Raw genomic sequence first — 20297 nt, 5'->3', positions numbered from 1 at the left:
TTAAAAAGATAAAAAACGAAATAATCACCTAAATAACCTCAATAAAAAATTTATCATAAAGCAGATTCATTCACATCTGGCAACATCTGGCAAATAGGAAGCGTGCGAATGCTGCCTATATTTTATGCAATAAATCTTTTTTTCTTTTGGAAAGGTAAAAAAGTTGGCTTTTATGAAAAATCAAGAGCTCAAAGTGTGAAAGATATTATTCAGACAAAATTCCAAACAAAATACAATTATTAAACATATAAAGGGAGAAGTTATGAAAAAACCCCCATCAGTGGTCATTGTTGAAGATGAAATGATTACCGCCATCGACCTCAAGGATAAATTACTTAGGGCTGGTTTCACCGTGCCAGCCATAGTCCACAGTGGAGAAGAAGCCATCAATACCGTGGCAGAACTAAGACCAGATGTTGTTCTTATGGATATTGTTCTCCAGGGCGATATAGATGGAATAAAAGCTGCAGAGAAGATAAGCTCCCTGGAAATCCCTGTAGTTTTTCTAACTGCTTATTCTGATAATGATACACTTCAAAGAGCCCAATCTGCATCTCCTTACGGTTACATTATTAAACCTTACCCTGATAAGGAACTTCAGTTAACTCTGGAAACAGCTCTGGAAAAGCATAGAGAATACCGTAACAGGCTAGAAACTATAATTCATGAAGGATTAGGAAAAAAAGTACCATTAAACACTTCAGAAGAAGAGGAATCATGGGAGGAACGCCCCAGAATACTTATTGTGGAAGATGAGATCATAACTGCCATGGATCTGGCCAGAGAACTGGATAAAAAGGGTTACCTTGTGGTGGATACAGTGACCACCGGCCATGAGGCCATAGAAAAGGCAGAATTGTTCCGTCCAGATCTGGTGCTGATGGATATTGTTTTAACTGGTGACCTGGATGGGATTGAAGTTGCAGAAAAAATTCATGATTTGGATATTCCTGTTGTATATCTGAGCGCCTATACTGATGAGGAAACTGTGAGAAGAGCTAAGAAAACTTTTCCATATGGTTATCTTCCCAAACCATACCAGATAGATGAACTATACAGCACTCTTGAAACTGCTCTGCAGCAGCATAAAACTGAAAAAGACAAAATAGAACAAATGGATCATAAAATAACAGTCAAAGACGAAGAACTGAAAATAGAAAAAACTGCAGTGTTCTTCATTTCAGCCATCATTGCTTCAATGGTTACATACGGAGTAGCCACCAAAAGCATGACCTGGCTGATGTATCTCCTGTTTATTCCGGCTATTTACAACCTGTTCATAGTCACAGTAAGCCTGAAAAAACAATCCCCACCTGGAAGTGAGGAGCAGCCTTTTATAAGCATACTTATCCCCGCACACAATGAAGAATTCACTATTGAGCGCTGTATCAGCTCCCTGGCAGAAATTGATTATTATAAAAATAACCAGCGCAACTATGAGATAATTGTAATTAACGATGGTTCTACTGATAGGACAGGACAGGTTCTCAGGGAATTGAAAGAGAAGTTTAGTTTTTTGAGGATTGTGACCCGTAAGCCACCCCGGGCAGGTAGAGGTAAAGGGTATGTCTTAAATGATGGTATGCGAATTTGTGAGGGGGAAGTGATAGCTGTTTTTGATGCAGATGCCCGTATAAAACCAGATTTTCTCAATAAAATTGTTCCTTATCTTGATGAGGATGATGTGGCTGGAGTGCAGGCCAGGGTGCGCATGTACAATGCAGAACGGAACCTTCTGACCATGATGCAAGAAGTTGAATTCTCTATTTTTGGAAATGTAATCCTTAGAGCACGGGATATTATGGGTAAATCCGGATTCTTAGGAGGTAATGGTCAGTTAACCCGGAAAAAGTTTGTGGAAAATATTGAAGGATGGGATGGATTTGCAGTTACCGAAGACCTGAATATGAGTATTAAACTGATCCTGGAAGGTAAGAAAATACGTTACTGTCCTGAAGCTGTGGTATGGCAGGAAGCAGTTCCGTACTGGAAACCTTTCTTCAGACAGAGAGTGCGATGGGCAACTGGAAACCTGGAAACCCTTTTTGTCTATCTTGCACCCATAATTGATTCAAAAATACCTCTTTATAAAAAGATTGACTCCATTCAGTACCTGGTTTTCCTTCTATTTACTGCCTTTGTAATGCTGGGATATGTGGTGTTGATATTGAATCTGGGAAACATTTACAGGTTTGCCATGGAAGCTCCGGTGATTATTGGATTGATTTCTACAGTAGCCTTCTTCCCAGGGGTTCTGCTTGGAATACGACGGGATAAAATCGGCATTTTAAGGTCAATAGTTCGTGCTGTTGAATACTGGGCTTACTGCCTGTACCTTATTCCACTATTCTTTGCTGCATTCATTCACATGATAACCCGTAAAGAAAGAAGATGGGCTAAAACCCAGCACACAGGAAATTAGTAGATAATATTATATTTATTTTCATTAGGAGACAGATGTACTAAAAATTAAATTTATTTTAATTCTTCAGGAGGATTCAACATCCACCAGGGGTTCAATTCTCTTCAAAGCACGTTTTAAAGAGTTTACATTCATTATAATGCTAACAGCATTTTTTGGACATATTTCCACACATCTACCACATATTCTACATTTCTGGGAATCTCTGCTGGCTTTACCATCAACCAGAGCTATTGCATCCACAAAACACACTTCTTGCACACATAGACCGCAACCAGTGCATTTATCCTCATTGAATCTTATTTCAACACCTTCCATGGTTGTAAAACTCTTTGAGAGATCCTCAGGGAGGTTTGGAGTCATTTTCCATAAACAGCAGCACTGACAACAGTGACAGATTGATAAAAGCTCTTCTTTAGGCCCGGTATTTAACCATACACTATCAATCTTATTTCTACCAATAATGGGAACCAACCCTTCCTTCTGGCATTTATTAACATGTTCCAGGGCTTGTTTTGCTGATACTGATTTTCCCAGTTTGGTGGATATTTTCTGTGATCCCCTACCTAGAAAGAGACAACCCATATCCTGGGGGAAATTCTTGCAATCATTTGAAGTTCTGCATATGCAATTGTCCATAATGAAATGGTACCTTGACCTTTTAATCATCTCCTCTAAAACTTGACTGGGAAGTACTGTATTTTCATTGGAAATGGGAACATTTGCATTTAATTCAAGTTCTCTGACATATCTTCCCTCGCTAACTCTGATGGCATCATCGCGGGGAAGTACCTGTATATCATCCCCATCAAAGAACAATTTACCCACAAACCAGGCCAGAGGAGGTAATTTTTTGCATAGGCTGGCCAGAACAAATCGAGTGTTAAATGTGGACCTGATAACCCTTACACTGATGTCTGAAAAGTTGAACTTCATCACTATAATTATCCAAATGGGTTTAAAAATCTTTTATCTTTTATCTAATTCAATCAAAATCACCCTCTGGAGGAAAACAATTGAGATGCAATAGACATCAATAGAGATATAATTAAAGAAAAATCGCATATCAGTAAAGAATTTAATTGTAATGAATTGTATCTATATACATGATAAAAAAGGTTTTTCAAATTTTTTTAAATCCACAAAAAGAAACGAACACAAATTAGATTTAAGTGGATTAAAAAAAAGAGAAATTTTTCTTTTAATTAACTCACTTTGATACACACCAAATAATAAGTATTACTATTTAATATTTTTTTATTAAAAATAAGGAAATGTATAATTTACAGAGTAATCAACTCAATGGTTTATAAATCCAAATAAAAATAAATCCCAAAAAACATCGAATAATCCATTCTAGTTATGATATTCCAATAATTAGTTTGGATAGTCCAATAAAATTTCAAAAAACGGTAAATATCGCAAATATTCTAGAAATGGTATTGAAATCTTCAAAGATACATTCTTCAAAGATTATAGTATGTAATAAGGAAAAGGATCTTTTGCCGCTAATTGACCCAATAATTTTTTTCATATTCTATCTTTTTATCCCTGATCTCATCCATGAGTTTGATTTTTTTGTTAAATTCTTCATGGTATTCTTCCAGGAAACGTTCCCATCGTCTGGGGTCTTTGAAAATCCATTTGGCTGTTCTAGTGCTTTGTGCAGAATGTTTCAGCCAGAGAATTTGCTCCGACTTTTTACTGGGTACAACGCGGGATCTCACCTTATCCATCATTTTTTTAAATTGATTTTTCCGCTGTGGGAATCTGACAGATGGTATATTCTTAACCATAATACCCCTTATCTAATCTGGGGCTTCCTAGTATATTAATTTATGGTTTACCAACTGTCCAAAAAAACATTGGCCCATGTTCCGTGTCTTGGGACTTCTACTTTCAAGATGAGTTCAACTAATTCTCCAATTTTTTTTCACCATCAGAATCAAGGTAGATTTTCATTATTGCCTCAAATGCATTATACTTGATAAGTTCATTGTGCTTTTCCTGTGGACTAAATCTACATTCACTAACCTTTCTATAATATAGATTTAATTTCATCTGAATCATATTCTGACAATTAATTCCCTTCTTTTGACATTTTCCTATGGCATTCTTTCCTAAAATCTGGTATTAATGATTATAAAAGAGATAATTATAAAAGAGCTGGAGTGAATTTTGCCAACAGGTAAAGATCTTCATTACCAGCCGCCACACTGTGCTTAATATCTGGAGGTATAACTACAGAAACCCCTGGTTCGTATTTAATCTCCTTTCCCTTAAGGAGTGCTTTACCTTGACCCTCTAAAACTTCATGTAGCTCTAATTTTCCTTCATGGATATGTTCACCAATTTGAAATCCTGCTTTAATTTTAACCAGATGAAACTTAATTTTTTATCGGTTAAATCCCCCTTTACCAGATGTTTTAGGAAAATACCATCAAAAGAAGCTTCATTCCAAGTTAAATCCTTTACATTAACTTCATTTATTAAATGAATAATTTTTCCATTATCCACCTTATTGAAATCCAGACTCATTTTCAAACTCCTAAATCATTTTTTTAAAATCAATATGTTAAACTTAAACATGTTTTAAATTAAAAATTCTTTTGCTTTAACTGCCCGATATGTTTTACCCTGGTAATTGAGGGGACAGCTAATGGCACTCCTCGGACACAGGGATGTGCATCTTAAACAGTACGCACAGTTAAAACCATGCTGAGGATATTCTCCTTCATTCATTTTAATGTTATCCACCGGGCAGAGTTTGACACATATTCCACATTTACGGCATTCTTTATTCCGGGTCTCCAAGTGCAGGAGTTTCTGATTGAGATTGGACTGGGTTAGTTTCAAACCGGCAAGTGAAGCATAGTAAACTGCATCAGAAATCACTGGCACCCTTCCCCATTCTGATTTTCCATTTAAGATTTCCAGGGCGTATTCTCCAGCTTCATGAAGTCCTTTTTGAATTTTATCCTGGCAGGTTTTCTCATCCTGAATGTAAAATATGTTAGGAGGCATTACTATTTCCTTTGCACCTAAAGGGTTGTACCCCTTATTTTGCACTATTGCACGTACCGGCCCTACAATTCCCCCTGAAAATCCGGCAAGGGTGTCCACCATGAATATCTCTGTGGATAAGTTAGTATCTGGCAGTGCTCTGATGAACTTCCATACAAAGTGATAGGTAGAAAGCTCGGCTATGGGAAATCCCAGACCTATTGTATGGTTTAAATTAAGATCAGCAGGGTTAGATTCTTCAATTTTATACAGATTTACAGTGATCCCCTTCTCCTGGAATGTTTCCTGCATTTTCTTAACCACCAGTAAGGTGTTTCCAGTTCCTGAGAAATAATAAAAATCAATTATATCATTTACCATATTTACCATCCTCCCCTAAATTTTTAAGAGATTTTAGACTAAATTTTATGTTTAAATTAATTTTTAAGTTTAGATAAATAAGTTTAAATAAATAATTACAATTACTTGGCCAGAATATCTATCTTTCAATGGATTTGATGAATTTCTCCTCAAAACACTCTAGAATTTCTTCCAATTTTAGTTTATCATCAAATATCATATAACCCAAAACTCCATCCAGAGCGGACATTAAAGTTAGGGCGCTTACACTAACATTGTGAGGCTTGAATTCTCCCCTCTGAATCCCCTTAGTAAATGCACCTTGAAAAAATTCCAGGTAATCTGCAGTGTACTGCTTGTAATATTTTAATAGCTCGGGATTCTCCATTATTTTTGCTATAGACATGAATAAAAAAGCAGTTTCTTTGGGATGTTCCAGCCAGTAACGGATATAATTTTCAATGTAATACAGTATTCCCTCACTGGCTGATGTAAATTTCATAGAGTTTTCCATAAATTCCTGAACTTTTGAACTGATTTTCTCATTGGCCATGATCATGATCATATCCTTGCTCTTGAAATGGTGGTAAAGGCCTCCTTTGCTAACTCCTGCTTTCTGGGCTATGGCCTCCATTGTAGTATTTTCAAATCCTTTTTCCAGGAATACCTCAATAGCCGCTTGAGTTATTTCATCTATTCTTTCTTCTCTTGATTTTCTCAGAGCCATAACTTACCTCCAAAGACTTTGATCATCCATCATATTTAGATAGAAAACAACAATACATATTAAAAACCGACCGTCGGTATGTATTATGCCTTTGCAAAAACTTTGCAAAAAATAGTATTTAAATTTACCTTTAACCAACTTGTAAAAAAAATATAAAAGCAGATTAAACCTTAATAATCCCTAAAATACCTAATATTCCCAGTATTAGTCCCAGTGCAACACCTAGAAGTGCAATTGCCATTATAGCTTTGTTCTGGTATTTGAAGTTGAAAAAGCCAAAAAGTCCAAACTGACAGAATAGGAAAAACTGCCAGGGATCATGGGAGGTGAACCCATTTAGTCCCAAAAATCCTAGAAATCCTAAAAATCCCAGCATCCAGTATTGTTCTTGATTATTTTCAACCATCTTTCAACCCCCATTAATGTTATAAATACATATTTCTATTGATATTATTATTAGATAATACAATTACATATAGATTACAATAAGTAAATATTGATTTTAAAATTTATCTGAATATGTATCTGAATAAATTTCACCCACATTTTTCTGGTTAAACATGAAAAAATATGGAAAAGTTCTGCTGATAGGATCAGAAAATGAAGAAAACTTGGCCATCAGATATCTTGGAGCAGAACTTCAAAGTAAAGGACATTCCGTGAAAATCGTTCCCTGCTCAGATTATAAAGATTTTCCGAATGTTTTAAAGCAATTGAAATCCTTCAAACCTAACTTGGTGGCTGTTTCCATGGCATTTCAGTCCAAAGCTACCATGTTCCTGGATTTAATTGAGAAAATTAAAGAAAAAAAACCCTCAGTGCACGTAACTGTGGGAGGACACTTTCCAACATTTGAATACGCAAAAATTCTGGAAGATGAAAACATCAGCTCAGTCATCCGTTTTGAAGGAGAAACTCCCATCTTAAAACTGATTAATGCTTTAATCCGCAATGAAAGTTTACAGGATGTGCCAAATTTAGTTTATACATCTTCAAAGAGCAATAATTCTGAAAAAGATATCTTTTTAATAGAAAACCCCATAATAAATGAGTTCCAGAACCTAGACCAGTTATCTTTTCCATTGCGGGATGAAAAACCCCATATCCGTTTAGGTGAACGTTTTGGTACTCTGGTAAGTAGCAGGGGATGTTTTCATTCCCATTGCATATACTGCTGCATTGGTGCCTTCCATAAGATGAAAAATGGATTACCCTTCGCACTGAGAACTCCAGAAAATGTGGCCAGGGAAATGGCAGGACTCTACCATAAAAAGAAGGTGAAATTATTCCAGTTCCACGATGATAATTTCCTTTTACCGAGGAAAAAAGACTCTTTAAAACGCTTGAAATCCCTCAAAAAATCCCTGGTGAAACATGGAGTGGAACTAGACGAAATAGCCATGCTAATAAAAACACGACCTGATGGTGTTAACAGAGAGATCCTCACAATCATGGAGGAGATGGGTTGTGTTGGAGTTTTTTTAGGGGTTGAAAATGCCAGTGCCAGTGGTTTGAAAGCTTTAGCCCGCGGTTCAACAATTGAAGAAGTCAACACTTCCCTGGAACTTTTGGAAGATTTTGATATGGCAGTAACCTTTAATTTGCTGATGTTCCATCCCCGTGCAAATTTAAATGAAATTAACCAGAACCTTTACTTCATGAATAAAAATATAGATAAGGCCTTTGATTTTGGAAGAGCAGAAATAGTGGCTGGCTCACCCCTGGAAAAAATGGTGAAAAATAGAGGGCTTTTAAGAGGTAATTGGCCTAAATGGGATTATCAGATAGAAGATGATGCTGTGGAGAAAATGTTCCGCATGACCACCCTAACATTTTACCGGGAAGATTCACCCTACAGCGAACTATCACACCAACTCATTGCCCTTTCTTATCGTGCGAATTTAATACAGCGTTTTTATCCTGGGAAAAAAACTAAAAAACTGAAAAAGGAAACTATTAGTCTTATTAAAACTTGTAATACATTCACATTAAATTCATTGCTCCAGATTTACGGTTTAGTGGCTGAATCCAACATTGAAAATAGAATAAACACTTTAGCTCATGATATGACCCTTTTTTACAGAGATCATGCCAAAAAAGCAGATAGGCTGGCAGGGAAGATGTGGAGATTTCAAATGATGGAGAAAAAATTTATTAAAAAAGGTGTGGGGGATTATCTTCAAAATTCAGATACTCTGGGGAGACTTTTAAGAATTTAAACATGTTTTAAGGAAGTTTTAGAATTTTAATTAATTCTATTTAATTTTTGAATCAGCACCTATTATCTCACTTTAAAAATTAAATATTAAAATAGATAAAATAATGTTATGGTAGATATGCGATTAATATTTTATCCAAATAAATTTAAAATAATTTTGTTTCTCCTATTTATAATCCCATTTAGCGCTTTAATTATTATAATTCTTGAAAGCAGCAATCTTTTTCACATCTTCAAATATTTTTCATCCTATTTCTTTTCAGCAAATCCTCTGCGGTTTATTTTCAGCATTTCAATTCCTCTTGTTTTAGGCCTTATACTCAGTTATTTTATTGCATGTTTCATTGACTATTTCATCCAGAACGAAAAAATAAAGATTACAATCGCTATTATATCCGGATTGGTCACACTTTTTGCTGTTTATTTCATTTATAAAATGGTTTCTGAACCAATTATCTGCGACCCAGTGCATTTGCCTGCCAACAACCAGACCATTTGCGATCCTGTGCACAAGCCCAGTCAGGGAACTAACAGTGTCAATGCATTGGAAGAGCTTAATGTTGACAAATCAGCAGTGAAACTATCATTAAAAGAATGTATCAGTAATATAAAAAATTAGAAAGGAAATAAATAACAGAGAGATTTAAAACTTCATAATTCGTGCAAATATGCATTTAGTTTTGAATTATGAAAAATAGTGAATTATTAAAAAAAACGGATTAATGAAAATAAGAATGAGAAATAAGGAAATTAGAGGAGTTTATATATTCAACCTCCTCCATCACAAAGTTCACCACTCATATCAACATCTTCTAAGTTCTGTTTGATACGTTCAACTTTTTTCCTGGTGACTTCTTTCTCATCTTCTTCTTCATTGAGTTTTCTGGCTTTCTTGAGAGAGTTTCTGGATTCGAGTTTCCGGTATTCATCTTCATCCATAAGCTCCAGGTATCGGCTGTTGTACCATAATTGGGTGGTGTCGACCTTAGCCCAAACCCCCTCCTCATCACTGCGAATATCTAAAACTTCACCTGCACTGCCAGTACCACTGTATCTTACATGAGCACCTATAGAAATCTCTTTACCTTTCGAAATTACTGTTTCCAATTTTTTCACCCCCATTTATTCTTTTCTTATTCTATTATTTTTTTATATCCAACCGTCTTTTCTCTTTTACCTCATCAGGCTTCGTCCGAACCTCTAATTCTTCCTTATCAACATTTAATAAAATATAATCCCCCACTTCTTCAATATCTGCAGTTTCAATCTCCAGATCTTTTCTGGTAAGGCCAAAATCACTGGTTGATATGATCATAGTTAATATAACACCCTCTTTTGGTTTTATGACCATATCCACAACTTTACCTATTTCATTCGCTTTTTTATCCAAAACTCTTCGCCCGAAAAAGTCGCTCACTTTCATTTAAACACCATTCTATTCTCTGTTTTTTAGTGTATATAATTTTTTTCCATTTAAAAAGCCTTCATATCCACTAAATTTAAAGATATGATTTAATACAGCAAATTAATTCTTAAATTGTAACCTATCATATTATGTGGCTGTATCGAACTATCCCCTGTCATTTAATACCCTTAAAAGCAATTAATAATTAATTAACCTAATCTGTGTCAAAATATGACATACTCCTTTAAGATCTCCAGGATGTTTGACATTCCCATGGCAATACTATCTCTTTTATAGTCTAATAATATGATGAACTGATATTATGAGAACTATGGAAGTACTTAAAGGAAAAACTAAATAATTAACACATATATTTTCAAGCGAATCTAATTTTAAAGTGAAGAAACTTGAAAAAAAGAATTTTAAAAGAAAACCTTAAAGAGTGAAATATGAATTTTTATTAACTTAAATGGTTGATTAACTGTTTTTGGAGAAGAACAAATGGAAGATGCTGCTAGATCCATAATTAAAGATATATTAAATGGTAAAATTAAAAACCGGAAGGACTTGGAAAAGGCTAAATTCAAGGTTTGCCGTGACTATGGACTTAAAAAGTTTCCCAAAAATTCAGAAATTCTCCAACAAGCCAGGGCGGATGAAAAAGAACATATTATTCCGATTTTGAAGAAAAAACCAACCAGAACCATTTCCGGCGTGGCAGTGGTGGCTGTGATGTGCCCTCCTCATAAATGCCCCCATGGTAGGTGCCTTTACTGTCCTGAAAGTACACTAGCACCCCCCAGTTATACGGGAGAAGAACCAGCAGCACTGAGAGCAAGAATGTATGATTTTAATCCTTACAGACAAGTTTATAATCGGCTGCAACAGTTAGAGAGCATTGGCCACCCACTGGATAAAGTTGAGCTCATAATAATGGGAGGTACTTTCCCCTCCAGGTATTTGTGCTTCCAGGAGTGGTTCATCACCCAGTGCCTTCAGGCAATGACTGATTTTGGATTAAAACAATCAGCCATGGTTTCAGATGATAGAAAAGAGATATCAGACAATGGAATGTTCGCAGGTGATGAAAAACAAATACCAGACAATGGAATGTTCTCATGTGATGAAAAACAAATATCAGATAATGGGATGAATTCTGGTGATGGAAATAAAATTTCCCATGCAGGGGAACTAATTCCAAATATATCTAAAGACAAAAATGCGCTTTATGGATTCCGGTACTTGGAGGATGTTCAAAAAGCCAATGAAACCTCCAGTATCCGTTGTGTGGGAATGACTTTTGAAACAAGGCCTGATTACTCTAAAAAAGAGGATGTAAATCGCATGCTTAACATGGGCGTTACCCGTGTGGAGTTGGGTGTGCAGACAATCTACAACTACATTTATCACCGTGTAGAACGAGGCCACCGTGTGCAGGATGTTATAGACGCAACCCGCATTTTAAAGGATTCCGGGATTAAAGTGGCTATGCATCTCATGCCGGGTCTTTTCTCTGACCCTGAAAGGGACCTGAGGATGTTTAGGAGACTCTTTTCTGAGGAAAATTTCAGACCAGACATGTTGAAGATCTATCCCTGCCTGGTGACTAAAGGATCCCAACTCTACGAATTATGGAAGAAAGGAAAATACCATCCTTATTCCACAGAAGAGGCAGTTGAACTCATAGTCGAAGTGAAAAAGATTCTGCCTAAATGGGTGCGTACCATGCGCATTCAGAGAGATATTCCCTCTCAACTCATAGAAGCAGGAGTTTTAAAGTCTAATCTGGGTGAACTGGTATATAAACAACTTAAAGAAGAAGAAATTCAGTGCCAGTGCATCCGTTGCCGAGAAGTAGGACATCAGGCTGCAAAGGGAACACATACCCATGAAGAGAATGTTAAACTCATGAGAGAGGATTATTTAGCCAGTAAAGGGGATGAGATATTCCTTTCCATGGAAGATACAAAATCAGATGTCCTCCTTGGATTTTTAAGGCTACGCATGCCGTCTGAACATGCACACCGACCTGAAGTGACTGAAAACACTGCATTAATCAGAGAATTGCATGTTTACGGACCCATGATGCCCCTGGGGGAAAGATCCGAGGAATTATGGCAGCACAAAGGCTACGGTGAAGAACTGATCAAAAAAGCAGAACTTATCAGTGCCGAGGAGTATGATAAAAAAGAAATACTCATCACCAGTGGTATAGGAGTTCGTAACTATTACCGTAAGTTTGGATATGAAAGAAAAGGACCTTATATGGCTAAAAAATTAGTTTAAATATTTATTTATGCCTATGCGAGTTAAAATGATTCAATATGTAAAAAAATACATCTTAACATCAAAATACTAAATAGTACTTGAATGTAGCTAGATACTTAAAATACCATAAACGGAGGGATTGATTGTATGATATCCATAGAGGAACTGGCAGGAATGATTGACCATACCAATGTACAGAGGGATGCTACAGATAAAGATATAGAGGTTCTCTGCCAGGAGGCAGATTACTATGACTTTAGCTGTGTCTGTGTAACACCAACCCAGGCTTCACTGGCAAGTGAACTGCTGGAAAACTCCAACACCCAAGTCTGTGTGGTTATAGGATTCCCTTTCGGAGTGCAAACACCACAAGCCAAAGCCTTTGAAGCGGAAGAGGCTGTAGCCAACGGTGCATCAGAGCTGGATATGGTTATGAACGTAGGAGCCATGAAATCCGGACACCACTCTCTGGTACAGGCCGATATCGCTGGGGTGGTGGGTGCAGCACGGGGATGTGTGGTGAAGGTCATACTGGAAACCGCCCTATTAACACATGATGAGAAGATAACCGCCTGCCAGCTGGCCCGTGAAGCAGGAGCCCATTACGTGAAAACATCCACAGGATTTGGAGTTACTGGGGCTACAGTAGAGGATGTTCAGCTTATGCGGGATACTGTGGGTATGGAAATGGGAGTGAAAGCAGCAGGTGGAATAAGGGACCTGAAAACTGCCATGGCCATGATTGATGCAGGGGCCAGTAAAATTGGCACCTCCACTGGGGTGCAGATAATGGAGGATCTTCTAAACCAGACAGAATAGATTCAAAGCAAATGGATTAAAAGAAGGGGGAATAGATTAATGGCGATGAAATTAGAGATAGAGATTGAAATATTAGAAAAAGGGAAACTAAGAGGAGTTCTAGATGACCGGAACCCTAAAACTGCAGATTTATTCTATGAAAACTTGCCCATGGAAGGAGAAATCCAGCTTTGGCAGGATGAAATCTATTTTCCTATACCCTTGGAAGCAGATTATGAAAACCCCTCACCATCCTCAGAAAAGGGGGACATATCCTACTGGCCACCTGGAAAAGCATTCTGTATTTTTTTCGGAGATTCTCAGCCTGCTTCTGATGTTAATCATATTGGACTGGTAATTGAGGGTTTGGATGTATTGAAGAGTGTTGAAGAGGGGGATTGGGCGGTTATAAAGAAATTGTAACCCATAAGTTTGAATCCATTAAAGTGTAGTTGCAATTTTATTAATTTACACTCTATTAAAGACTATTTAGAGATACTTAAAAAGTGATGAAACTATTACAGACATCAAATGATGATCAAATTAAACTTCATCGATGGAATTTACCATAATTACCTGATCCTGAGCATCAAAAATCTCTTATCAAGGTATTACTCTAAATAAGTTTTTCATATCTTCCAATAAAGGAAATACCATCAGAGATTGTTGAATTATATAAAAAGAGAATATAAAAATGTCAATTGAAATTATAGGTCTAATGGCCAGCATATTCGCAGTGGTGACCTTTATCAGTCCATTGGCCCAGATACAGAAAATTCGAGAAATAAAAAAATCTGATGAAGTGTCACCTGTTATTTACATGGCCCTGGCAGTGAACTGCTCACTATGGACTATTTACGGGGCCGGGATCAACAACTGGTATATATTCACACCTAACGCTATTGGAATTGTAGTATCCATAGTTACTCTTATTTTCATTTATCATTACCGGAGAAAAAGCTAAAAAATCTAAAGAAATACTTAAATTAACCATAAAACTGAATGACATATGAATTACGCTATTATTACTCTATTATCAATCCTAAAAGCAATGGGTAGTGTTGGAGAGTATTCTAAATATTCTCTTATTTCTTCTTACCCACTAATCAATTTTTATTTTTACAATCCTTCTTGGCAACTTTGATTAAAAATCAGGCTTCCTCACATCCCCTAATTTAAAATTTCACACCTAAACTTCCACACCCTCTTTAACCGCCTGATTAACAATTCCTATCTGTTTTCTTTTTTCTTCAAATTCCTGGGGGGTGTAACATAGTGGTTCTAAGAGTACCAGTCCTTCCCATAGGTCAGATACTTCCCTTATCCTTTTAATCCAATCTATTCCCTGAAATTTGGAACTGACTATGATGATATCCATGTCACTTTCCAGGAGGTGGTCGCCACGGGCGCGGCTGCCAAATATCAATATCTTTTCAGGCTGGTATTTTTCTTTGATAATTTTCAGGAATCTGTCTAACCATTTTCCTACCTGTTCATCTGTGATTTTATCCACTCCATCACCTCTTTACTTTTCATAAGAGTTTCAGTGGCGATTTCTTCATCATAGATTTCAAAAGGTGTCCCATAACCTGCATCAGGATATATCTGGTAGTTACAAATTCCGGTGCAAGCCTACGGAGGAAGCTGTGAAATTTCAAAGGAGTATCAGTTTCTGTGGCCAAGTAAATTAGGGAATGAGTTTTTCCTGAGCTGGTACGATTTTTTAGAATAAACAAGGCTTTTAAACCTTTTTCCACAGATTGTTGACAAAAAAGGCACAAGCATAATAATCTTCAGAGTTTTTACAATTTTCGGCGGTAATCAAATCTCTTTCTGCCTGCCTCCACCAATTCTCAACATCTTTTCGCATAATATCAGTTCTGTGGACACTTATAATAATATTTTTCTAAAAGAATATTCAGGTATTTTATTCGTTAATTCTAAAACTTTTCATTGATAAAATGGATTGAGGGTTTAAAATAATAATTCCTATTTTAACCTAAATTCAATGGGCATAAAACCTGTGATTATATACAGTATTTGACAAAAGGAAGCCCAAAAAAACATTTTATTTACATTACAAAAACTCTGAGTTATGATAAATTAATTTAAAAGTAATATGAAAATATTATAACGTTAATAAGATTAATCATCCAAAATAATGCTAAAGATGTTATATTGGTTTTATATTATTATAAAGAGTATCCCTCTCAGCAGGAATCCTTCCCAGATCCCTGATAATATACTGTAAGTGTTCAGGTGGTGTGTAAACACCGTGCTGTGCACCGGCAGATCTAGAAATATTCTCTTCCCCCAGTGTTCCACCCATATCATTACATCCAGCGGTGAGGCATACCTGGGCGAATTTGAATCCCAGTTTCACCCATGAAACTTGGATGTTTTTAAGTAAATCTCCAAACATTAACCTGCTCACTGCATAAAGTTTCAGGTCTTCAGTTCCAGTGGTTCCCGGGCTGGAGATTCCCTGCCGGTAAATGGGAGCATTCTGATGCATGAAGGTAAGTGGAACAAACTCGGTGAACCCCTTAGTTTTTTTCTGAATGTTCCTAAGGATTTCTAAATGTTCCACCCTGTGTTCTATACTTTCCACATGCCCGTACATCATGGTACAAGTGGTGGGCACCCCAGTTTGGTGTGCGGTTTCAATTACATCCACCCATTCCCGGGTTTTGAGTTTACCAGGGCATATAACCCTGCGAACATCATCGTTAAGTATTTCAGCAGCGGTTCCTGGCATGGAACCCAATCCTGCATCTTTCAACATCTTCAATGTTTCTTTAATGGTTAACTCAGACTTTGATGCTCATAGTGATTTCCATTGGGGAAAAAGCATGAATATGAATGTCTGGAATTTCCTCTTTAACTGCTAGAAGTATTTTTTCATAAAGGTAAGCATCCGCCTCAGGGTGCAGACCTCCCTGTATGCATACTTCAATGGCCCCCTCATCCCATGCATTCTTAGCCCTTCTGACAATTTCATCTACATCCAGAAAGTATGCTCCTTCTTCCCCCGGGTCCTTGCGGAAGGCACAGAAACCACATTTTCCTGTGCATATGTCAGTGAAGTTGATGTTCCAGTTTTGAATATAGGTAACCTCATCACCAACCAATTCCTGTCTTAGTTGGTCTGCAACCTGAATCAAAGCCTGGAACTCAGATCCCGTGGTGTCCATTAACTTTAATGCATCCTCTGATGAAATAGTGCCTTCTATTGCCTTATTTAGTATCTCTTCTATGGTGGGTTCAATGTCCGGAGTCTTATTCATGAGAATTCCTATTGGACTATGTAACCTTTAAAGTTTTGGTTGCTTGATGATCACAGTTGGTGAGTGTGCATGGTAAATGTCATGGCCCAACATGTCATGAAAACCGATATATTTAAATATTATAGAGTCCTAGCTAGATTAGGAGGTGAAAATATGGCTGAATTACCAATTGCTCCAGTTGGAAGGATCATAAAAAATGCTGGTGCACAAAGAATTAGCGATGATGCAAAGGAGGCTTTAGCCAAAGCTCTGGAAGAAAATGGCGAAGAGCTAGCTAAAAAAGCTGTCGAACTTGCAAAACACGCTGGTAGAAAGACTGTCAAAGCCGAAGATATTGAAATGGCCGTCAAATCATTATAAAATATTTTATTTTCTATTTTTCTTATTTTTTAGGGTGTAAATAGTTTTTTCTCTAGTTAACATAAACTGTATCTTCCAATATCATACAAGTTTATAATGATTCTCACCATAACCAAAAATTCAACTATTTTCCAAATGTAGATTCTGGTTTTGTTTTAAAAATTTTATAAAATAGCTTAATTTTTATAATCAACAGACTTCCAATAATCAATTTTGTTAAATAAAATTTTTCTTATTTCACGATTTGAGACCTTATAATCCTTATTTTTTTGATTTAGAATTATTGGATAACATCTCACTGCATAAAAGATAAAAAATATTAAGTTTAAAAACAAAAAGTTCTTTAAACTTGAAAAAATGAAATGTATTCAGAATATCTAAAAAAAATAAGAGGTTGATTTTTTATGAGTACCATAGATAATTTGAAAGAAGCATTTGCAGGTGAATCGCAGGCTAATCGTAAATATTTAGCTTTTGCTAGGAAAGCTGATGAAGAAGGATATCCTCAAGTTGCCAAACTATTTCGGGCTGCTGCTGAGGCTGAAACAGTTCACGCCCATAACCATCTAATGGTAATGGAAGGTATTAAAAGTACGGCTGAGAATCTGCAAGAAGCTATTTCCGGTGAAATAGAAGAATTTGAAGCCATGTACCCGGACTTCATAAAGGAAGCTCAACAGGAAGGTAATAAAAATGCAGTGTGGACTTTTGATGTTGCCAACCAGGTTGAGAAGATTCATGCTGTGCTCTACCAAAAAGCACTGGATGCTCTGGGGAACAACGAAGAAGTGGATTATTACGTTTGTGGGCACTGCGGTAACACGGTGGAGAATGAAGCACCAGATATCTGCCCTATATGCGGAGCATTGAAGAAAGATTTCATGAAAATTGATTGAAATTGATTAAATAATAATACCAGAGATTATAAAGAACTGAATCCTTTATTTTTTTCTAATTTTTTATTTACTAACTCTTTTTTCTTTGAATCTTATACGGAATGTTGTACCAGGAGTTCTTTCTAGTTCCAGTTCTCCGTTAATCTGTCGGGTTAGATTATTTACTAACTGAAGGCCCAAGGATTCTGTTTTATCGAGTTCAAGGTCTTTTGGGAAGCCCACACCCGTGTCACTGACTTCCAAAATACAGGATTCATCATCCTTTTTATAGAATTTGACTTTAATCACCCCGCTTTTATCTCGGGGGAAGGCGTGTTTCATGGAGTTTGATAGCAATTCATTGACAATGAGTCCCAAGGGTATGGCAGTGTTAATGTCTATCAGTATGTCTTCCACTTCCATCTCCAATTTTATCCTGGAAGGATCTGAAACATATGTTCTGAATAGATCCATAGCTAGAGAGCGAATGTAATCCCCGAAGTCCATGTGTTTTAAGTCTTTTGATCGATACAATCTTTCGTGTATAAGAGCCATGGAATGAGCGCGGTCCTGACTCTCCTTGAATATTCCCTTGGCTTCTTCATCTTTAATATAACTTGATTGAAGGTTTAAAAGGCTGGAAATAACCATTAGGTTGTTTTTCACCCTATGGTATATCTCCTTCATCAACATATCCTTATCATGAAGTGCCTGTTCTAGCTGCATCTGTGTTTGTTTAATATCTGTGATGTCTCTGGCAATTACTTGTACCGTTTGAACTGTGTTTTCTGGGCCAAATATAGGCTGTGCACTTACACTGTAATACCGATCATGTTGGTCATATTTGACAGGCATTTCCACTTCCAAACCTTCGCCAGTGTCAAAAACTTTTCTAATAACTTTCAACTGTTTATCTGCTGTTTCTGGGAAGAGTTCTCTTAATGACTTACCCAACATCTCAGGAGGTTCCATGTTAAAACGCTGTGCGCTTGCCCTATTGGTGAGGAGAAAAACACCATTTCGATCTAATATAGAAATGGGATCCTGGGCAGATTCAATTAGGGATCGGTACTTCTCCTCACTTTCACGGAGAGCATCCTCCGCATATTTCTGTTGAGTGATGTCCCTACTGTTGCAAACAAAACCACTTAGATCCCCCCTCTCATTAAACAGTGGTTTTCCGGTTGTTCCTATCCAGATATAATTACCATCCGCTTTACGCAAACGATAAGTTGCAGATTGAGATATGCATTTACCAGCAGCATCCTGCATACAAGAGGTGACTGCCTTTAGATCATCCGGGTGAACGAAGTCAAACATGGATCTTCCCATCATCTCATCTGGTTCATAACCAAGAACTGATTTTACTGAGGGACTTACATAGATGTAATTGCCTTCTGAATCTGCCTGGCAGATTATGTCGGCCATATTAGAAGTTAAGAGAGTTAACTGAGCTTCACTTTTCTCAAGTGCCCTTTCAGCCTCCATCTGACTGGTTATATCCCTAGAGATAGAAGAAACCCCTACAATATTACCAAAAGAATCCTTAATTGGTGAACTGGTCAGAGAGATATCAATTACATCCCCTGTTTTTGTGACACGATGAGTTCGGTAGTGGTCAATTGTTTCACCACGAGATATTTTATCCAGTATCTGCTCCAATTCATCTGAACCAGGAGGGAATATACGAGAAATTGATTTTCCTATCATTTCATCCTCCTTGTAGCCATATATTTTCTCTGCACCCTGATTCCAGCTTAATACTATCCCGTCTAAATCTTTACCTATAATGGCATCATTGGAGTTTTCCACTATAGCAGTTAATGTGGAACTTATTTCATCGGCCTTGATTTTATCCGTGATATCTTTAACTAGTACTGTGTAGTAGCGTTCTCCCTCTGATTCCCACACGGATCCTTTATATTCAAAGGGAAATTCATCATCGTTTTTTCTTAGCGCCCTCATTTTCGGACTACTCATGCTAAACTTCGTTCGGTTAGAACTTACCATGTCCATCATTCCCTCTTTAAAAGCCTTCCTGAACCTTCTGGGCATGATAAGGGTGATTGACTGGCCAATGATCTCTTCCTTACTGTATCCAAATATATTCTGAGCTTCTTTATTCCAGTATACAACATTGCCTTTAGAATCAATAGTAATTATGGCCTCTGCAGCGGATTCAAAAACCGAACGGAATTTTTCCTCACTTTCAGCAAGTTTGATCAGGGATTTTTCAATTCTTTCACTTAAAATAACCGTGATTACACTCACTGAAATGAAAACCAAAGAACGGGAAAAATCATCAAACCAAGGGTCTGATTTTATGGGATTTACAAAGTCCGAGAAAAACAGAACCCCAATCAAGAATAAAGGAACCCAGAAACCCTTCCTTTTCCACCAGATAGCAGCAAGTATAATGGGTATGTAATAAAAATGGGTGAAAATTATACCGGTTCTTAAAATAAAATGGAAATAATAAGTTAGAATGCAAGCTAAGGCAATTAGAGTCAGAATAATTATTATTTTGTATATGGACTTGGATTCATCCCCCTCCAACTTCAATTAGGATCCTCC

20 protein-coding genes and 2 pseudogenes are annotated in these 20297 nt (G+C 36.8%); 9 read left to right on the top strand and 13 right to left on the bottom strand.

Annotation, left to right across the window (positions count from 1 at the left end; translation table 11 throughout):
* Positions 1–262: 262 nt before the first annotated feature.
* The gene (locus tag HVN35_06925) at positions 263–2422 is read left to right on the top strand and encodes a glycosyltransferase (protein ID NYB52269.1); all 2160 of its coding nucleotides are present in this window, start codon (positions 263–265) and stop codon (positions 2420–2422) included.
* 66 nt (positions 2423–2488) lie between these two features.
* Here HVN35_06925 and HVN35_06920 read toward each other — a convergent pair whose 3' ends face one another.
* From HVN35_06920 to HVN35_06895, 6 genes and pseudogenes are all read right to left on the bottom strand, one after another.
* Complete coding sequence (locus HVN35_06920; protein NYB52268.1) at positions 2489–3361, bottom strand: 4Fe-4S binding protein; 873 nt, start codon at positions 3359–3361, stop codon at positions 2489–2491.
* Between the two features lie 569 nt (positions 3362–3930).
* On the bottom strand, positions 3931–4218 hold the full coding sequence (locus tag HVN35_06915) for a hypothetical protein (GenBank protein NYB52267.1): 288 nt from the start codon (positions 4216–4218) through the stop codon (positions 3931–3933).
* A gap of 359 nt (positions 4219–4577) precedes the next feature.
* A pseudogene (locus HVN35_06910) lies at positions 4578–4960 on the bottom strand (cupin domain-containing protein).
* A 54-nt stretch (positions 4961–5014) separates the two neighbouring features.
* The gene (locus HVN35_06905) at positions 5015–5806 is read right to left on the bottom strand and encodes a 4Fe-4S ferredoxin (protein NYB52266.1); all 792 of its coding nucleotides are present in this window, start codon (positions 5804–5806) and stop codon (positions 5015–5017) included.
* A gap of 118 nt (positions 5807–5924) precedes the next feature.
* Positions 5925–6512: a TetR/AcrR family transcriptional regulator gene (locus HVN35_06900; protein ID NYB52265.1), complete on the bottom strand. Its 588-nt coding sequence runs from the start codon at positions 6510–6512 to the stop codon at positions 5925–5927.
* 163 nt (positions 6513–6675) lie between these two features.
* Entirely contained in the window at positions 6676–6918 is a 243-nt protein-coding gene (locus HVN35_06895) for a hypothetical protein (GenBank protein NYB52264.1), read from the bottom strand.
* A 154-nt stretch (positions 6919–7072) separates the two neighbouring features.
* On the opposite strand from HVN35_06895, the gene HVN35_06890 reads away from it, so the two are divergent.
* Together HVN35_06890 and HVN35_06885 are read left to right on the top strand one after the other, a co-directional pair.
* Positions 7073–8731 (top strand): cobalamin B12-binding domain-containing protein, encoded by a 1659-nt coding sequence (locus HVN35_06890; GenBank protein ID NYB52263.1) that lies wholly within the window; start codon positions 7073–7075, stop codon positions 8729–8731.
* 435 nt (positions 8732–9166) lie between these two features.
* Positions 9167–9349 (top strand): hypothetical protein, encoded by a 183-nt coding sequence (locus tag HVN35_06885; GenBank protein NYB52262.1) that lies wholly within the window; start codon positions 9167–9169, stop codon positions 9347–9349.
* A 149-nt stretch (positions 9350–9498) separates the two neighbouring features.
* Here HVN35_06885 and HVN35_06880 read toward each other — a convergent pair whose 3' ends face one another.
* Positions 9499–9852 (bottom strand): DUF2098 domain-containing protein, encoded by a 354-nt coding sequence (locus HVN35_06880; GenBank protein ID NYB52261.1) that lies wholly within the window; start codon positions 9850–9852, stop codon positions 9499–9501.
* Positions 9853–9871: 19 nt separating this feature from the next.
* The gene (locus HVN35_06875; GenBank protein ID NYB52260.1) at positions 9872–10153 is read right to left on the bottom strand and encodes a PRC-barrel domain-containing protein; all 282 of its coding nucleotides are present in this window, start codon (positions 10151–10153) and stop codon (positions 9872–9874) included.
* A gap of 483 nt (positions 10154–10636) precedes the next feature.
* On the opposite strand from HVN35_06875, the gene HVN35_06870 reads away from it, so the two are divergent.
* The 4 genes from HVN35_06870 (at position 10637) to HVN35_06855 (ending at position 14165) form a co-directional block, all read left to right on the top strand.
* Positions 10637–12421, top strand: coding sequence for a tRNA uridine(34) 5-carboxymethylaminomethyl modification radical SAM/GNAT enzyme Elp3 (locus HVN35_06870; GenBank protein NYB52259.1), 1785 nt, complete (start codon positions 10637–10639; stop codon positions 12419–12421).
* A 129-nt stretch (positions 12422–12550) separates the two neighbouring features.
* Positions 12551–13222 carry a deoxyribose-phosphate aldolase gene (deoC, locus tag HVN35_06865; GenBank protein NYB52258.1) on the top strand — a complete coding sequence of 224 codons (672 nt, stop codon included), beginning with the start codon at positions 12551–12553 and terminating at the stop codon, positions 13220–13222.
* Positions 13223–13267: 45 nt separating this feature from the next.
* Positions 13268–13624, top strand: coding sequence for a hypothetical protein (locus tag HVN35_06860; protein ID NYB52257.1), 357 nt, complete (start codon positions 13268–13270; stop codon positions 13622–13624).
* A 271-nt stretch (positions 13625–13895) separates the two neighbouring features.
* A complete protein-coding gene (locus HVN35_06855) occupies positions 13896–14165 on the top strand; it encodes a hypothetical protein (GenBank protein NYB52256.1) in 270 nt (89 codons plus the stop codon).
* 225 nt (positions 14166–14390) lie between these two features.
* Here the strand turns inward: HVN35_06855 and HVN35_06850 are convergent, their stop codons facing one another.
* The 4 genes and pseudogenes from HVN35_06850 to cofH form a co-directional block, all read right to left on the bottom strand.
* Positions 14391–14666 (bottom strand): nucleotidyltransferase domain-containing protein, encoded by a 276-nt coding sequence (locus HVN35_06850; protein NYB52255.1) that lies wholly within the window; start codon positions 14664–14666, stop codon positions 14391–14393.
* 67 nt (positions 14667–14733) lie between these two features.
* Positions 14734–14958: a HEPN domain-containing protein gene (locus HVN35_06845; GenBank protein NYB52254.1), complete on the bottom strand. Its 225-nt coding sequence runs from the start codon at positions 14956–14958 to the stop codon at positions 14734–14736.
* Complete coding sequence (locus tag HVN35_06840; GenBank protein ID NYB52253.1) at positions 14943–15071, bottom strand: HEPN domain-containing protein; 129 nt, start codon at positions 15069–15071, stop codon at positions 14943–14945. The genes HVN35_06845 and HVN35_06840 overlap by 16 nt, the downstream gene beginning before the upstream one ends.
* A 303-nt stretch (positions 15072–15374) precedes the next feature.
* A pseudogene (gene cofH / locus HVN35_06835) lies at positions 15375–16488 on the bottom strand (5-amino-6-(D-ribitylamino)uracil--L-tyrosine 4-hydroxyphenyl transferase CofH).
* Positions 16489–16641: 153 nt separating this feature from the next.
* Between cofH and HVN35_06830 the strand changes: the two are divergent.
* Both HVN35_06830 and HVN35_06825 read left to right on the top strand, forming a co-directional pair.
* Positions 16642–16848: a histone family protein gene (locus HVN35_06830; protein ID NYB52252.1), complete on the top strand. Its 207-nt coding sequence runs from the start codon at positions 16642–16644 to the stop codon at positions 16846–16848.
* Between the two features lie 404 nt (positions 16849–17252).
* Positions 17253–17744, top strand: coding sequence for a rubrerythrin family protein (locus HVN35_06825; protein ID NYB52251.1), 492 nt, complete (start codon positions 17253–17255; stop codon positions 17742–17744).
* A gap of 63 nt (positions 17745–17807) precedes the next feature.
* Here the strand turns inward: HVN35_06825 and HVN35_06820 are convergent, their stop codons facing one another.
* Entirely contained in the window at positions 17808–20285 is a 2478-nt protein-coding gene (locus HVN35_06820; protein NYB52250.1) for a PAS domain S-box protein, read from the bottom strand.
* Between the last annotated feature and the right edge of the window lie 12 nt (positions 20286–20297).

The organism is Methanobacteriaceae archaeon, assembly GCA_013403005.1.
Taxonomy (GTDB): Archaea; Methanobacteriota; Methanobacteria; order Methanobacteriales; family Methanobacteriaceae; genus Methanobacterium.
This window is presented reverse-complemented; position numbering and strand designations above follow the sequence as displayed.

Coding starts and splice junctions, on each gene's coding strand:
- HVN35_06925 (NYB52269.1), top strand. CDS start 263: ATGAAAAAACCCCCATCAGTGGTCATTGTTGAAGATGAAATGATTACC.
- HVN35_06915 (NYB52267.1), bottom strand. CDS start 4,218: ATGGTTAAGAATATACCATCTGTCAGATTCCCACAGCGGAAAAATCAA.
- HVN35_06905 (NYB52266.1), bottom strand. CDS start 5,806: ATGGTAAATGATATAATTGATTTTTATTATTTCTCAGGAACTGGAAAC.
- HVN35_06900 (NYB52265.1), bottom strand. CDS start 6,512: ATGGCTCTGAGAAAATCAAGAGAAGAAAGAATAGATGAAATAACTCAA.
- HVN35_06895 (NYB52264.1), bottom strand. CDS start 6,918: ATGGTTGAAAATAATCAAGAACAATACTGGATGCTGGGATTTTTAGGA.
- HVN35_06890 (NYB52263.1), top strand. CDS start 7,073: ATGAAAAAATATGGAAAAGTTCTGCTGATAGGATCAGAAAATGAAGAA.
- HVN35_06885 (NYB52262.1), top strand. CDS start 9,167: ATGGTTTCTGAACCAATTATCTGCGACCCAGTGCATTTGCCTGCCAAC.
- HVN35_06880 (NYB52261.1), bottom strand. CDS start 9,852: ATGGGGGTGAAAAAATTGGAAACAGTAATTTCGAAAGGTAAAGAGATT.
- HVN35_06875 (NYB52260.1), bottom strand. CDS start 10,153: ATGAAAGTGAGCGACTTTTTCGGGCGAAGAGTTTTGGATAAAAAAGCG.
- HVN35_06870 (NYB52259.1), top strand. CDS start 10,637: ATGGAAGATGCTGCTAGATCCATAATTAAAGATATATTAAATGGTAAA.
- deoC (NYB52258.1), top strand. CDS start 12,551: ATGATATCCATAGAGGAACTGGCAGGAATGATTGACCATACCAATGTA.
- HVN35_06860 (NYB52257.1), top strand. CDS start 13,268: ATGAAATTAGAGATAGAGATTGAAATATTAGAAAAAGGGAAACTAAGA.
- HVN35_06855 (NYB52256.1), top strand. CDS start 13,896: ATGTCAATTGAAATTATAGGTCTAATGGCCAGCATATTCGCAGTGGTG.
- HVN35_06840 (NYB52253.1), bottom strand. CDS start 15,071: ATGCGAAAAGATGTTGAGAATTGGTGGAGGCAGGCAGAAAGAGATTTG.
- HVN35_06830 (NYB52252.1), top strand. CDS start 16,642: ATGGCTGAATTACCAATTGCTCCAGTTGGAAGGATCATAAAAAATGCT.
- HVN35_06825 (NYB52251.1), top strand. CDS start 17,253: ATGAGTACCATAGATAATTTGAAAGAAGCATTTGCAGGTGAATCGCAG.